The organism is Eubacterium sp. Marseille-QA0814 (assembly GCF_965119675.1).
Lineage (GTDB): Bacteria > Bacillota > Clostridia > Lachnospirales > Lachnospiraceae > Eubacterium_G.
Genome location: NZ_CBCPMG010000001.1, coordinates 1,391,893 through 1,408,108 on the forward strand (window position 1 = coordinate 1,391,893; position 16,216 = coordinate 1,408,108).

The 16,216-nt window shown below is 34.3% G+C and carries 12 protein-coding genes; 5 read left to right on the forward strand and 7 right to left on the reverse strand.

What is annotated here, in order from left to right; genetic code table 11:
- Positions 1-41 precede the first annotated feature (41 nt).
- The 5 genes from purB to gatC form a co-directional block, all read right to left on the reverse strand.
- A complete protein-coding gene (purB, locus tag ACQY63_RS06555) occupies positions 42-1,472 on the reverse strand; it encodes an adenylosuccinate lyase (RefSeq protein ID WP_022165759.1) in 1,431 nt (476 codons plus the stop codon).
- Positions 1,473-1,593: 121 nt separating this feature from the next.
- Positions 1,594-3,036, reverse strand: a complete 1,443-nt coding sequence (gene purF, locus ACQY63_RS06560) for an amidophosphoribosyltransferase (RefSeq protein WP_199521859.1) — start codon at positions 3,034-3,036, stop codon at positions 1,594-1,596.
- A gap of 196 nt (positions 3,037-3,232) precedes the next feature.
- Positions 3,233-4,705 carry an Asp-tRNA(Asn)/Glu-tRNA(Gln) amidotransferase subunit GatB gene (gene gatB, locus ACQY63_RS06565; protein ID WP_428244903.1) on the reverse strand — a complete coding sequence of 491 codons (1,473 nt, stop codon included), beginning with the start codon at positions 4,703-4,705 and terminating at the stop codon, positions 3,233-3,235.
- Entirely contained in the window at positions 4,678-6,150 is a 1,473-nt protein-coding gene (gene gatA / locus ACQY63_RS06570) for an Asp-tRNA(Asn)/Glu-tRNA(Gln) amidotransferase subunit GatA (protein ID WP_022165756.1), read from the reverse strand. Before gatA ends, gatB begins: the two co-directional genes overlap by 28 nt.
- A gap of 76 nt (positions 6,151-6,226) precedes the next feature.
- Positions 6,227-6,520, reverse strand: a complete 294-nt coding sequence (gene gatC, locus ACQY63_RS06575; protein ID WP_117998631.1) for an Asp-tRNA(Asn)/Glu-tRNA(Gln) amidotransferase subunit GatC — start codon at positions 6,518-6,520, stop codon at positions 6,227-6,229.
- A gap of 389 nt (positions 6,521-6,909) precedes the next feature.
- Here gatC and ACQY63_RS06580 point away from each other — a divergent pair, with 389 nt between their 5' ends.
- The 5 genes from ACQY63_RS06580 to ACQY63_RS06600 are packed head-to-tail and all read left to right on the forward strand — an operon-like array spanning position 6,910 to position 13,858.
- Positions 6,910-8,826 (forward strand): hypothetical protein, encoded by a 1,917-nt coding sequence (locus ACQY63_RS06580; protein ID WP_022165754.1) that lies wholly within the window; start codon positions 6,910-6,912, stop codon positions 8,824-8,826.
- Positions 8,827-8,871: 45 nt separating this feature from the next.
- Complete coding sequence (locus ACQY63_RS06585; RefSeq protein WP_428244904.1) at positions 8,872-9,846, forward strand: glycosyltransferase family 2 protein; 975 nt, start codon at positions 8,872-8,874, stop codon at positions 9,844-9,846.
- An 8-nt stretch (positions 9,847-9,854) separates the two neighbouring features.
- On the forward strand, positions 9,855-12,167 hold the full coding sequence (locus tag ACQY63_RS06590; RefSeq protein WP_412621758.1) for a polysaccharide pyruvyl transferase family protein: 2,313 nt from the start codon (positions 9,855-9,857) through the stop codon (positions 12,165-12,167).
- A 12-nt stretch (positions 12,168-12,179) separates the two neighbouring features.
- A complete protein-coding gene (locus tag ACQY63_RS06595; RefSeq protein WP_412621756.1) occupies positions 12,180-13,157 on the forward strand; it encodes a lysylphosphatidylglycerol synthase transmembrane domain-containing protein in 978 nt (325 codons plus the stop codon).
- Between the two features lie 53 nt (positions 13,158-13,210).
- The gene (locus ACQY63_RS06600) at positions 13,211-13,858 is read left to right on the forward strand and encodes a phosphoribosyltransferase (protein WP_022165750.1); all 648 of its coding nucleotides are present in this window, start codon (positions 13,211-13,213) and stop codon (positions 13,856-13,858) included.
- Between the two features lie 126 nt (positions 13,859-13,984).
- Here the strand turns inward: ACQY63_RS06600 and ACQY63_RS06605 are convergent, their stop codons facing one another.
- Together ACQY63_RS06605 and ACQY63_RS06610 are read right to left on the reverse strand one after the other, a co-directional pair.
- A complete protein-coding gene (locus tag ACQY63_RS06605; RefSeq protein ID WP_022165749.1) occupies positions 13,985-14,740 on the reverse strand; it encodes an NYN domain-containing protein in 756 nt (251 codons plus the stop codon).
- 255 nt (positions 14,741-14,995) lie between these two features.
- Complete coding sequence (locus tag ACQY63_RS06610; protein WP_022165748.1) at positions 14,996-16,210, reverse strand: LL-diaminopimelate aminotransferase; 1,215 nt, start codon at positions 16,208-16,210, stop codon at positions 14,996-14,998.
- Between the last annotated feature and the right edge of the window lie 6 nt (positions 16,211-16,216).

The window sequence follows — 16,216 nt, forward strand, 5'->3', positions numbered from 1 at the left end:
GACCGCGTTAGAGCACTTTCTCCAATAGCTTACCTTTGGATTTACACGTTTATTTCTGCACTTAATCCTAAGATGTCTTTATTTGCATCTAAGATTGGATTTATTTCTTCTGCTAAGAATTCATCTACCTGTTCAGGTGAACGTCCTACATACTTGCTTGGATCCATTGTTTTCTGAAGATCTTCAAGTGACATATTAAATGCGTCATCATTTGCAATAAGTTCAAGTAAGTTGTTATCAAGACCTTTCTGCTTAACGTTTGCTCCGGCTTCCATTGAAAGTTCACGAATCTTTTCGTGTAATTCCTGTCTGTCCCCGCCAGCTTTTACAGCATCCATCATAATATTTTCTGTTGCCATAAATGGAAGTTCGCTCATAAGTCTCTTTTCAATAACCTTATCGTATACAACCAAACCGTCTACTACGTTAAGATATAAATCTAAAATTCCATCAATTGCAAGGAATGATTCAGGCACGCTAAGTCTCTTGTTTGCTGAGTCATCTAATGTTCTTTCAAACCACTGTGTAGCTGATGTAATGGCTGGATTTAATGCTGTAACCATTACATAATTTGCAAGTGATGCAATTCTTTCGCTTCTCATAGGATTTCTCTTGTAAGCCATTGCTGATGAACCAATCTGATTCTTTTCAAATGGTTCTTCAATTTCCTTTAAGTGCTGTAATAATCTAATGTCATTAGAGAATTTGTGGGCACTTGCTGCAATACCTGCTAAGATGTTAAGCACTCTTGTATCCATCTTTCTTGAATATGTCTGACCTGATACAGGGAAGCACTTATCAAATCCCATTTTGTTTGCAATTTTCTTTTCAAGTTCTTTGATTTTTTCATGATCACCTTCGAAAAGTTCTAAGAAACTAGCCTGTGTTCCTGTAGTTCCCTTACTTCCAAGAAGCATCATGTTATCTAAAATATAATCTAAATCATCTAAATCTAATTTTAATTCCATAAGCCATAATGTAGCTCTTTTACCTACTGTTGTTGGCTGAGCAGGCTGGAAATGTGTAAATGCTAAAGTTGGCTGTGATTTATACTTGTCAGCAAACTTTGCAAGTTCATTTATAACATTAATTAATTTCTTACGAACTAACTTAAGACCTTCTGTCATAATGATAATATCAGTGTTATCCCCAACGTAACATGATGTTGCACCAAGATGAATAATACCTTTTGCCTTTGGGCACTGCTGTCCGTAAGCATAAACGTGTGACATTACATCGTGACGAACTAATTTTTCTCTTTCTTTTGCAACATCATAATTAATGTCTTCAGCGTGAGCTTTTAATTCATCAATCTGTTCCTGTGTAATGTTAAGTCCAAGTTCCATCTCTGATTCAGCAAGTGCAATCCATAACTTTCTCCATGTTTTAAACTTCATGTCAGGTGAAAAAATGTACTGCATTTCCTTACTTGCGTATCTTTCTGACAATGGGCTGTTATATCTGTCGTTCATAAAAACCTCCTTGATTTTTAAATAGTTTGTATATATTAAATTTCTTTAATACCGAATAAATATTTGTCTGTGCCGGCTGATTTACAAATCAGCTTAAGCCTTATATTTTAGTAAATATATTTTATTTCTTATATTCACCACGAATATCTTCCTTAGGTGGTTCAAGGGGATATTTTCCTGTAAAACATCCCATACATATTTCCTGTCCTCTTGAAAGTTCCTTCAAGCGTTCCACTTTAAGGTAACCTAAAGAATCTGCTCCAATAACATCGTTGATTTCTTCAACTGTTCTGTTATGAGCTATTAACTGTTCCTTAGAAGGAATATCTGTTCCAAAATAACATTCGCTAATAAATGGTGGAGAGCTTATTCTCATATGTACTTCTGTAGCACCTGCTTCTCTTACCATCTGTACAATTCTATCACTTGTAGTTCCTCGTACAATTGAGTCATCAATCATAATAACTCTCTTGCCCTTAACTACTTCTTTTAACACGTTAAGTTTTACACGAACACTTGACTCACGACTCTTTTGCTGTGGCTTAATAAATGTTCTTCCAACATAACTGTTCTTTACAAAAGCTGTTCCGTAAGGAATTCCTGCCTGCATTGCATATCCCATTGCAGCAACATTACCTGATTCAGGTACACCTACAACAATATCAGCATCTACAGGGCTGTCCATTGCTAAAAATTTACCTGCCATAATTCTTGAATCGTAAACACTTACTCCATCAAAGTAACTGTCAGGTCTTGCAAAATAAATATATTCAAATATGCATCTTGCCTGATCTTCCGGCTTAACACAAAGTGATTTGTCTGACTTAATACCGTTTTCGTCGATAGTTACAACTTCTCCCGGTTCTACATCTCTAACAAATTCTGCATCAATTGTGTCAAGTGCACAGGACTCAGATGCCAAGATATAAGCATTGTCTCTTTTTCCAATACATAATGGCTTAAATCCGTATGGATCTCTGGCGCCGATTAATTTTCTTGGACTTGAAACTACCAATGCATATGCACCTTTTAATTTTTTCATTGCATTTACAACTGCTTCTTCTGCTGTTTTACTTTTGATTCTTTCTCTTGCTACTAAATAAGCAATAACTTCAGAATCAATAGTAGTCTGGAAAATAGCACCTGTATAAGCTAACTCATCTCTAAGTTCATTAGCGTTAATTAAGTTACCATTATGTGCCATCATTAATGTACCTTTTACATAATTAATAACTAATGGCTGTGCGTTGCTAATTACACTGTCTCCGGCTGTAGAATATCTAACATGTCCTACACCGATATTGCCCTTTAGACTTTGAATCTTTTCCTGATCAAACACTTCATTTACAAGGCCCATTCCCTTATATAAGTCTACTTTTCTTGGGCCACTGGTATCTGATACAGCAATACCACAACTTTCCTGTCCTCTGTGCTGTAGTGCAAAAAGACCATAGTATATGGAAGAAGCCACGTCATTTCCGTCAAAGTCATACATTCCAAACACACCACATTCTTCGTGTAATGCATCAGGTTCCCAACTCATACTTACATCTCTCTGATTCATTATAATCTCCCTTGAAAATAAAAAAATGAAGGTAAAAATGAAAACATATATTATATGTATTTTTTCATTTTCCTCCTTCATATTAAAATTCGCTATTGTGACATTTAGAAAAAAACGCCACGCGTACATTATAAAACGAAGAAAAGAGAAAATCAACACAGATTTTCTCTTTCCCACACTTTATTACTTTATTTAACTAAATAAGTTCTTTTAATAATTTGTTTACAACACCTGGATTTGCTTTGCCCTGTGTTGCCTTCATTGTCTGACCAACTAAAGCTCCAATAGCTTTTCCTTTTCCTGAACGGACATCCTCTACTGCCTTAGGATTTTCTTCGATTACTTTTTTAACGATTTCTCTTAAAGCATCCTCGTCATTATCCTGTTTCATACCATGTTCTTCAACATATTTTTCAGGATCAACATCTGACCTGAACATTTCTTCAAAGACTTCCTTAGCAGCACCACGGTTAATTACGTTATCTTCAATTAACTTAATTAATTTTGAAAGGTTGGCTGCTGAGAACTTAATCTGGTCAGGATCAATTGACTCTTCCTTGCAAAGTCTCATTGTTTCACCCATAATCCAGTTACTAACTTCTTTTGGTTTATTTCCAAGAGCAACTGTCTCTTCAAATAAATCTGCAAGTGGCTTGTACTGTGTAATAATATCTGCGTCATATTCAGGAAGTTCAAATTCCTCAATGTATCTTGCCATCTTTTCGTCTCTAAATTCAGGCTCACGTGATTTTACTTTCTGTAACCATTCTTTACTGATTATAACAGGTACTAAATCAGGATCAGGGAAGTATCTGTAATCCTGTGCATCTTCTTTGGAACGCATAGCGTAAGAATACTCTTTTGTATCATCCCAACGTCTTGTTTCCTGAATTACTTCCTTACCAGCTTCTATTAAGTCAATCTGTCTTTCTCTTTCGTTTTCTATAGCTCTTGCAATTGCCTTAAATGAGTTAAGGTTCTTCATTTCAGTTCTTGTACCAAATTCACTGGCACCAACTTCTCTTACTGAAAGGTTTACGTCAGCTCTCATTGAGCCTTCGTTAAGCTTACAGTCAGAAGCTCCAAGGTACTGAATAATCATACGCAATTTTTCAAGATATGCTACTACTTCGTCAGCACTTCTCATGTCAGGTTCTGACACGATTTCAATAAGTGGCACACCTGAACGGTTTAAGTCCACTAATGAACAATCGTAAAAGTCATCATGGACTAACTTACCTGCATCTTCTTCCATATGAATTTCATGAATTCTAACCTGCTTTTTCTCACCATCATCACCTTTGATTTCAACATATCCATTAGTACAAATTGGTTTGTATAACTGTGAAATCTGATAGTTCTGTGGATTGTCAGGATAAAAATAATTCTTTCTATCAAACTTCCCGTTTCTTGTAATGTCGCAGTTTGTAGCAAGTCCAACTGCCATTGCATATTCTACTACCTGTTTATTTAATACAGGAAGTGAACCCGGCATACCTGTACAAACAGGGCATGTATGTGTATTTGGTGCTCCACCAAACTCTGTTGAACAGGAGCAGAAAATTTTTGTTTTTGTTGCTAATTCCACATGAACTTCAAGTCCTATGACTGTCTCGTACGCTTTTTCCATTGCTGCTCCTCCTAATCTCTGTTCTTTGCTACTTTGCATCTTTCATAGTCTCTTGACTGTTCATATGCATAAGCTGCTCTGATAATATTATTTTCTTTGAAACAATCTCCAATAATCTGCATGCCAATTGGAAGTCCCTTACTGTCTGTTCCACAAGGAACACTGATTCCAGGAAGCCCTGCTAAGTTTACTGAAATTGTATAAATGTCACCTAAATACATCTGAATTGGATCTGATAAGCTCTCACCAAGTTTTGGCGCTGTTGTTGGAGCTGCAGGTCCGATAATAACATCATATTTTGCAAAAGCTTCATCAAATGCCTTCTTAATTAAAGCCTTTGTTCTTAATGCTTTTAGATAATATGCATCATAATATCCTGAACTTAATACGAAAGAACCAAGCATAATACGTCTCTTAACTTCCGCACCAAAACCTTCGGAACGTGTTTTCTTGTACATGTTGTGTAGTCCTTCGTACTCAGGTGTACGATAACCGTATTTTACACCATCAAATCTTGCAAGGTTTGAGCTTGCTTCTGCTGCTGCGATAACGTAATATGCAGGAATTGCATAATCTATTAAATCTAAGTCAAATTCTTCAACAACAGCTCCCTTTTCTTCAAGAACTTTTACACCATTAAGAATTGCTTCTTTAACTTCGCTGTTAAGGCCTTCACCAAAATAACCCTTTGGAATACCAATCTTTAAACCTTTTACATCATCTACCAAGGCACTTGTAAAATCATATGATTCTCTTTTTACTGATGTAGAATCTTTTGGATCATAGCTTGCTATTGTCTCTAAAATTGTTGCACAGTCTGTAACATCCTTTGCAACTGGTCCAATCTGATCAAGTGATGAACCGTAAGCAATAAGACCGTATCTTGATACTGTACCATATGTTGGCTTAATACCTGTTACACCACAAAATGAACTTGGCTGTCTAATTGATCCACCTGTGTCTGAACCAAGGGCATATGAACATTCTTCTGCTGCAACAGCTGCACAGCTACCACCTGATGAACCACCTGGTACATGTTCATTGTTCCAAGGATTTTTTGTTACCCCGTAATGAGAAGTTTCTGTTGTACTACCCATTGCGAACTCATCCATATTAGTCTTTCCTATTATAATGGCTCCTGCTTTTTCCAAATTCAAAACAGCCTCAGCTGTGTATGTTGGATTAAAGTTTTCTAATATTTTTGAACTACATGTTGTCAAGACTCCTTCTGTACACATGTTGTCCTTTATTGCCACAGGCACACCTGCTAAAGGTCCTGTAAGCTCTCCTGCATCTATTTTTGCCTGAACTTCCTTTGCTTTAGCCAATACTTTTTCTTTTTCTAATACAGTCACATAACTGTTTATATCACTTTCCACTGCTTCAATCTGTGCAAAAGCATCAAGAACGGCATCTTCAACTTTCACTTCACCGCTTTTGATTTTTTTACCTAATTGAACAGCTGTAAGATTCATTAAACTCATATTTGTTCCTTTCGATAAATTGTAATAACTATTCTAAAACTTATTTATTAAATAATTTTTATTATCTTCCTTATTATTAATCAAATGTTTTTGGTACAACAAATGCGCCATCTTTTTCTTCCGGTGCATTCTTTAATATATTCTCCCTGTCATCACCATTAGTTACAACATCTTCTCTGAAAACATTGTTTACAGGGAATACGTGACTCATTGGTTCAACATTGCTTGTATCAAGTTCGTTAAGCTTGTCAATGTAATCAAGCATTTTTCCCATATCTTCTTTTGCTTTTTCTTTTTCCTCGTCGGACAATTCAAGCTTCGCTAAAATACCAACATATTCAATTGTTTCGTCTGAAATAACGTTAGCCATTGAAACCTCCTTCTATTTTAATACCTCTGTTTTGGGTAAAATTTACATATAGTCTATATTTTACATAAAAACAATGCAAAAATCAATTAGCTACAAAATATAACTAATATTCTTCACAATATACTTAAAAAATATTGCCATTAAGTGTTATTATCACTATTATTGACTTTTTATTACAACTATCTTATACTTTATTTGTTATTTATTTATACCTATTTAATATTGATTATTTCCTATTATAATACGTTTTAAAAAATAACATTTGACTTAAGCAAAATTACTTAATATTTTTTCATCAGGTGTTTGCAAATATTTATATATCTGCAAACCCTTTTAATGCTGTCAAAAAACAATTTAATATTTTTATAACACGAAAGGATTTATAGCATATGAAAAGTTTTCTTAAAAACATGTCTGATAGAGATGTAAAGATACTGATTTACGCTGTTTTTGCAATAACAACTGTTTTCTTTGCCTCAACACTATCACTTCCGTATGTACTTGATGAAACAGGTACAGTTGCCAATACAGCTTTTATGGCTGGAGATGATTGGAGTTTTTGTGTACAAACAATGGGAGGTTTTTATTACAAATATGCATTCTCTGCATTATATTATCCTATTTATATTGCATTCAGAAGCAATCCCGTTTATATGTACAAGGCAATGATATCATTTAACATGCTTATTATGAGCTTTATACCTGTTATTTCATATCATATTTGCAGAAAACATTTAAAAATGGAATCAAAAATACAGGCATTATTAATATCCGTACCAGCTGTTGGTATTTCTTCAATTTGGTTATATGCAATGTATGCCCGTTGTGATGTTATGCTTATATTTTTACCATGGCCAATTTTACTTGTAATATTAGAATTATCTTCAACAACAAGTAAGGCCGTTAGAAATACTCTTTCAGCAGTGTTGGCATTTGTGACAGTATATGCTTATATGACACATACAAGGGGTGTCGTTTTAATTATTGCGGCATTTATGACTGTAGTTTTAATTTCTGCAGTTTACAAACACAAAACAGTTAATTATTTTATATACGTTCCTGTCTCAGGAGTTTTAATGGTTATTGACAAATTCCTGGCCGCTTTCTTTAAAAATGGCGTTTATGGAATTTATGGTACAAGACATGGTAGCATTGATGTAATCGACATGGAAACTCTTGGCAAGTTATTTACACTTAAGGGCATGTTAATCGAACTTAAATTAGTTGCCGGCTGGTTATTTAACCTTTTTGCCTCAACTATGGGACTTGTTATCATTGGCTTCTTTGCAGCATTAATAATATTATTTATTAATTTGAAAAAAGCTAACAGAGGCAAAAATATAAGTGAAACTATTTTATCTTTATTTTCCGCTTTATGCTTAATGGGAACTTTTGCGCTGGGAGCATTATTCTTCTTCCCAAGTGCATACGAACTATTTACAGGAGTTGAACTTAAACGAGCTGACCGTATTGTTTTCGGCCGTTACACAGTTGGTGCTGTGGGACTTATAGTTTTAGTTGCCCTTTATTCTTTAGTTATAAAGAAGGGAATTATTATTAAGTGGAAGGCTAAAGTTTTAGCTGTAGTGTCTTACGTTTTAGTATTTGTTTATTTTATAAAGAAAGTTAGTCCTGTTTTGGCTACTGTTCCAAAAACAAATACAAGATACTTCATTTCATTAACAAAGTTCTTCAACGTGGAAGACGGAATCACAACCGGTACTTACCCACAGATGCCGGAAGCTTTCACAAAAGCAGGCTTCCTATCATTAGGTTTGTTACTTGTAATATTAATACTTACAAGTATTAACAAAATACAGGTTATTTACAGCGCTACTGTTTTAATATTTGTTCTCTCTGCTCTTAACTACAGATATGTAACTTCAGAAGTTAGAGGTGGACGTGATGAATTAGTATATGAAAGAACTCACAACATCATTGACTATATTGCAGAAATTGATGAAAAAACAAACGTGTCAGAAAAATATCCTGATATTTTCTTCCACAATAGTGGATATTTGGTTAAAACATATCAATTTGGTCTTCCACAGTTTAATATAGGAACATTAAAATATTTACGTGACGACAAGAAGCAGAAGGAATTTATTGTTATATGTGATAAAGCCAGTGTTAATATTGCTATTGAGAACGCTAATGATATTTACGGCGACAATGATAAGTTCTATACTTTTAATACATTTAAGAATATTGTAGGTGTTCCTGATACAATTTTTGTAAAAGGAAAAAATTTAGCTAAATTTTTAAAGAGCAAAGGTTACGCTCTTTCAGAATATAAGGTACAATAGATTTAAAGTACAGTAGAATATAACAATACAGTAAGGAGATTTGAAATGAAATTAATTATTCAGGTACCATGTTATAACGAAGCAGAGACTCTGGAAATTGCGCTTAATGATTTACCAAAGCACATTGACGGAATTGATGAGATTGAATACCTCATTATTAATGACGGTAGTGCCGATAATACTGTGGAAGTTGCAAAAAAATGGGGTGTTCACTATGTAGTAAACTTTAAACAGAACAAGGGCTTAGCCAAAGGATTTATGGCAGGTCTTGATGCATGTTTGCGAAACGGTGCAGATATTATCGTTAATACTGATGCCGACAACCAGTATAACGGTGATGACATTGAAAAATTAGTAAGACCTATTTTAGATGAAAAGGCAGATATTGTTATTGGTGAAAGACCTATTAATAACACAGCTCACTTTTCTCCTCTTAAGAAGAAATTACAACACTTTGGAAGCTGGACTGTTCGTGTAGCTTCTAAATCAGACATACCTGATGCTCCAAGTGGTTTTAGAGCATACAGCAGAGAAGCTGCTTTAAGATTAAATGTTGTAAATGAATACACATACACACTTGAAACTATTGTCCAGGCAGGAAGAACTAAGATGGCAATGACATCTGTTCCTATTAGAACAAACCCTGAACTTAGAAAATCACGTTTGTTCAGCAGTATGTTTGGATATGTAAAAAGATCTATGGTAACTATTGTCCGTTCATTTATGATGTACAAGCCATTAAAATTCTTTGGAATCATTGGAGGCATCCTTTTCGCATTAGGACTTGCACTTGGAATCAGATTCCTTGTATATTATGGCATGGGTGCAGGTAGCGGACATGTTCAGTCACTTATTTTAGCAAGCACATTTTTACTTATGGGTGTACAAACATTTATTATTGCACTCCAGGCAGACATTATTGCTGCTAACCGCAAGATTTTAGAAGATGTTCAGTACCATGTAAGAAAAATCGACTATGATAATGATGCTAAAAACAAAGAAGACAAAGAAAGCAAATAGGAGTAATCATGAGAGATATAACAATTGCTATTACAGCAGCAAGCTACAGCGGCAACAAAGGTGCCGCTGCTATGCTACAAAGTTCAATTAAACAGTTACACGATGTTTACGGAGACAGACTAAATATTAACTTAATGTCTGTTTATCCGGGCGAGGACAAGAAACAATTACCTTTTGACTTTATTAATATTACAAGCACAAAACCGGAACAGCTTTTATTTGTAGCTTTTCCACTTGCTATACTCTATAAGCTTTTTAAATGGTGTCCACCTATTAAAAAGCTTCTTTTAAAAAACAAAATATTAAAAACTTACACAAACACAGACCTAGTTGTTGACGAAGCAGGTATTTCTTTTGTTGACAGTCGTGGTTTTGTAATGAATACTTACGCTTTTGTTTGTGCAGCAGTTCCACTTTTAGTTGGCACTCCTGTTGTTAAGTATTCACAGGCTTTAGGTACATTTAAGAATCCTTATAACAAATTCCTAGCAAAATGGATTCTTCCAAAGCTTAAGCTTGTTTGCGCCAGAGGTCAGAAAACATACGATAACCTTATGGGTATCGGCGTAAAAGACAATGTTAAGTTATGTGCTGACGGTGCTTTCTCAATGGAAGACAGCGAATACTGGAACAACGAAATCAACAGAATCTGTAGCGAAGACAGTTTTTACAATGACAATGTTGTTGGTCTTTCAATTAGTTCTGTAGTTGAGAAGAAATGCGAAAAAATGGGTATTCCTTACAAGGATACAATGGTTTCCTTTGTAAACTACTTAAACGAAAGCGGTTATAACGTAATTCTTATTGCAAACGCAGCAAGAATTAACAGTGAAAAGTCAAGAAACAACGACCTTATGGTTGGAGATGCAATTTATAACGACGTTTCTAACAAAGACAAAGTTCGTTGGTACCATGAAGAAATGGATGCAGAACAGATTAGAGCTTTCATTGGAAAATGTAGATTTTTAGTTGCTTCAAGATTCCATGCAATGATTGGTTCCCTTGAACAGAAAGTTCCTGTTCTTCTTATTGGTTGGAGCCACAAATATCAGGAAGTTCTTGATATGTTTGAACTTGGTCAGTACGCAATAGACTTTTCAAAATTAGAATTATCAGAATTAAAGAAAAGTTTTGAGTACTTTGTTTCTCACGAAGATGATATTAGAGCTAAACTTGACAAAAACCTTGATTCTGTTTTAGCAAGTTCAAGAAACAACATTAAATATATTAGCGAAATTATAGATGATGTAACAAAAAATCCAAAAAAAAAATGTAAATTATTAGATTTTAACAATCCTGATAAATACATTGGTGCTCACATTGGCTGTAAAAAAGGTTATTCAACAAACGAAGACATTCGTTGCAACGCAGCTTCAGGCGGTATGGTTACTGCTCTTCTTTGCAATATGTTAAAGAACAAAGAAATTGACGGTGCCTGGGTAACTAAGACAGCTTTTGAAAACGGCGAATTAACTTACAAAACATACATTGCAACTACAGAAGAAGAAATCAGAGATGCTTCATCAAGTGTTTATATGAACATTCCTATTCTTAAGCACATTGATGTAGTTAGAAATTTTGACGGAAAAGTTGCTGTTGTAATGACACCATGCATGTTAAGAGGTTTAGATGCAATAATGAAAAAAGATCAATCACTCAAAGATAAGATTGTTCTTAAACTTGGTTTGTACTGTAGTGGCAACCATTCTCCTAAGGCAACTACCCTCTCAATGGAAAAGTCAGGTGTTACAAGTGAAAATGCCAAACGTCTTTACTACAGAAGAGGACATTGGCGCGGAATTTCCAGTGTGATCTACAATGATGGCAGCACAAAGGAATTCTCTTACTCAAAAACAATTTGTTCCTACAAAAACGCTTATTTCTTTGAAAAAGATAGTTGTATGACATGCCAGGATCACTTTGGTGAATGTAGTGACATAAGCTTCGGTGACATTTGGCTTAAAGAAATGAAGGGTAACCCTATAAAGCACACAAGCTGTGTTATTCGTTCACAGAAGGCTTATGATGCTCTTAATCAGGCTATTGCTGATGGAGATATTTACGCAACACATATTAGTGACAAAGACATGGTTAGAAGCCAGAAACGTGCTCTTGTATTCAAATTTAACCTTGCAAAAGCAAAGAAAACAACTGCAAAATTAGATACAAGTGATAAATGCAAATGGAACCACAAACTTGCATTAAAGTTAGCTGAACATAACAAAAAATATTCAGAAGAACATTATGATAAGTTAGCCAAAGTTCCTACTAAAGTAATTTATTACTACATGTGCTTTATTCGTGTGCTATTAAGTTTTTAGGAGTTTTAACAAATGAAATCAAATAAATTCAACAAAAAGAATATAATGAAAATCTGCAAGATACTTTTTTTAGTTCTTGTAGCAATATTCCTTGCAAAATATTTTTATACAAGTTGGGATGATATCAAAAAAATCGACTGGGACAAATTCAACTGGGGCATATTTATTTTATCAATATTCCTATACTTTGCTTACAAAGTTACATTAGCTTCATTGTGGCACTACATTACAAAATTAAATAAATGTAGCATTAAATACACTAAAGCCGTAACAAGCTATCTTTACTCAATTTTAGGTAAGTATATACCGGGAAAAGTATTTATGCTTGCGGCAAGAATTCCGGGATATCAGGAAGAAGGCGTTCCAATGCGAAAGGTTACAATATGTTTCTTCCTTGAAAACATTTGTACATTACTTGGAGCAGCATTTTTATTCTTAATTTCACTGTTCTTCTTTCCAAATGAATTATTAGCTAACTACAAATGGGCAACTATTGGTTTAGTTATTCTGTTTTTTATTTGCATTAATCCTAAAATCATTAATTTCTTCCTTTCAAAGCTTGGAAAATTAATGAAGAAAGATGATATGGAAATTACAATAACTTACCCACAAATGATTAAAGTTGTTCTACTATTCATTTGTAACTGGTTGATCGTTGGTACAGGTTTCTACATTTTGGTAGTTTCACTTTACCCTAGCGTTGGATTTTCACAGTGGCTATATGTTGGTGGAATTTACGGTTTATCAGCAATTATCGGTATTCTTGCAATTTTTACTGTTTCAGGACTTGGTGTAAGAGAAGGCATCTTAATCGCCGGATTAATTCTTATTATGCCAAAAGAGTATGCAGTAATTATTTCAATAGTTTCAAGACTTTGGGCAACAATTGCTGAACTTATATTAATTTTAGTAGCTTTTATAGCTAATAAAATTATTGATATTAAGTCAAAAAAAACTAATCCTACACTTGAAAATCAGTCAACAAAATAATAAGATAGTATTATATTGTTGAACGGATTTAAAAAAAGATAGGAGGCGGTTATATGATACAAAGCAGAATAGTTAAATACTACGCAAAAAAAGATCCTAACATCGCAATTAAGGTAATTCCGGGACATTTTGTTTCAACACATTCACACCTTAACAATTACCTTGATATGACAACCATGAAGACACGTCAGAATGAGGCTGAACGAATAGCCATCGCAATGAAAGATTACTACAATGTGATGGGCAAGCCTATTGACACAATCGTCTGTATTGAAGGCTGTGAAGTCATTGGTGCATTTCTTGCAAGTGAATTAAGCAGAGCAGGAATTTTATCAATGAATGCTCACAAAACAATTTATGTTGTAACACCTGAATTTAACAATAATGGTCAGATGATTTTCAGAGACAATCTGAAACCTGAAATTGCAGGCAAAAACGTACTTTTGCTTCTTGCTTCAGCTACAACAGGCAAGACAGTTCGTAACAGCATAGAATGTATTCAATACTACGGTGGAATTCTTCAGGGAATTTCTTCTATCTTTAGTGCTGTTGATTCTATTGACGGACATAGAATTGATGCATTGTTTAGAGCCGATGACATTCCAAATTATGAAGCGTATACTCATGATGATTGTCCTCTTTGTAAAGCCGGCAAGGCTGTGGAGGCAATTGTCAACGGTTATGGATACAGTGAATTATAATTTTATACAAAAAGATTTTTTATAACAGAAAAGCTTAGGTTGTTAACACCTAAGCTTTTTGTCATTATATAAAAATATTGTTTTTCATATAAAATGTTCTCATATAAATTGCTTCCAAATAAAATACTATGCTTTTTCTTTCCACAAACCGTCAGCTTTTAATTTGTTCCAATCTGCTTCTAGAATTTTTGGCTTTTTACCATGGTATTTCTTTTCAGTCATATTCAAATACTTATTATTCATTAAATCGTCTAATGCAGCCTGAATTCGCTCTCTAGACACACCACTGTGTGATGAAACGTTCTCAACAGTTTTTGAATAAGTTGCCATTTTGCGTCTTTTCTTTAAAATATATAAAGACTGTAAAATTGCGTCATAATAATATTTTCTTTCCTGATTTGATCTTGGCATCTCCACATATGAATTTGCTGAAGCTTTAAGCTTGTTGCTAAGTGAATGTTTTACACCATATACAATAACTTTTTTCTTAAGCTCTCTTAAATATTTTATTGCTAAATTAAAATGTGCATCCCCCGTAAATATTATAAATACTTCTGGTGAGTTCTTCTTAGCAGCTTCACGATATATCGCATCCAAAATAATAAAATCTGTAAAGTCCTTATCCACACCATCTTTTGTGCTGGCCGTATGGACAACATTTTTTGATAACTTTTCTAATCTTTCTAAATCTCTTTCAATGGGACTTCCATGAAAATCTCCGAAAAATGTAATTGACTTAACATTATATTCTTCTTTAAGTTCCTTGTACCATTCCTCAACGTTTGGACGCATTGCGAAAATATTTTTGTATCCATAATACCAGTGTTCGTAATCTACAAATACTGCTGCGGTACTTTTATTGCTAAATAATCCGCCTAACATGTTCTCCTCCTTTCTGTTTTTCTAGGCAAAATCTCATTTACCTGTTATATTGATGTGCCAAACACCTATTATATTATAACAGAAAAAAGAAGCTAGGCAACATATAAGTCCTTTTGAAGCTAATGATGCTCCAAGCTCCTTTGCCATTTTCACCGAAAAAAACAGCTATGGGTCCATATCAATGCTCATAGCTGTTTTGCTTTTAGGAGAGTTTTTTACCTCCCCTTAATATTTAGTCTATTTAATTATTCAAAATTATAAACTCTTAATTCTCTCAATTGCTTTTAATGTATTTTCATATGTTCCAAAAGCTGTCAGTCTAAAGTATCCTTCACCACTTGGTCCAAATCCCGAACCTGGTGTACCTACAATATTTGCATTTGTAAGAAGGTGATCAAAGAAATCCCATGATGACATTCCATCAGGTGTTTCAAGCCATACATATGGTGCATTTACACCACCACTTACTGAGAAACCTGCGTTCTTTAATCCATCCATAATAACTTTTGCATTGTTCATATAGTAAGCAACCTGTTCTTTTGTCTGAGCCTTTCCTGCTTCTGAGTAAACAGCTTCTCCTGCTCTTTGAATAATATATGGGGCTCCGTTGAATTTTGTTCCATGTCTTCTTGCCCATAATGAGTTTAACATAACGCCATTTGATTTTAATTCTTTTGGAATAACAGTGAAGCCAAGTCTTGTTCCTGTAAATCCGGCATTTTTAGAAAAACTTCTAAGTTCAATTGCACATGTTTTTGCTCCATCACATTCATAAATTGTGTGAGGCACATCGTCTTCTGAAATGTATGCTTCATAAGCTGCATCGTAAATAATAACTGCACCAACTTTATTAGCATAATCAACCCATTCCTGAAGCTGTGATTTTGTAATTGTAGAACCTGTAGGGTTATTTGGGAAGCAAAGATAAATAATATCCGGTGTCTCCTTTGGGAGTTCAGGTGCAAAATTTGTTGCCTTTGTACATGGCATGTAAATTACGTTGCTCCATCTTTCCTGTTCTGCTATGTAATCACCTGTTCTGCCTGCCATTGCATTTGTATCTACGTATACAGGATAAACCGGATCACATACAGCAATTTTATTATCAACTGAGAAAATATCACCAATATTTCCTGAATCTGACTTTGCTCCATCACTTACAAAAATTTCATCAAGAGCAATGTCAACACCTCTTGCCTTGTAGTCATTATCTCTAATTGCACTTCTTAAAAATTCATAGCCTAAATCAGGGGCATAACCATGAAATGTTTCTGCATTTGCCATTTCATCAACAGCCTTATGCATAGCGTCAATTACAGCAGGGCAAAGTGGCTGTGTTACGTCACCTATTCCTAAACTGATTACATCCTTATCAGGATTTGCTTCCTTGTAGGCAGCTACTTTTTTTCCAATATTAGAAAATAAATAACTTCCAGGTAATTTTAAATAGTTCTCATTAATTTTGTACATTTTTTC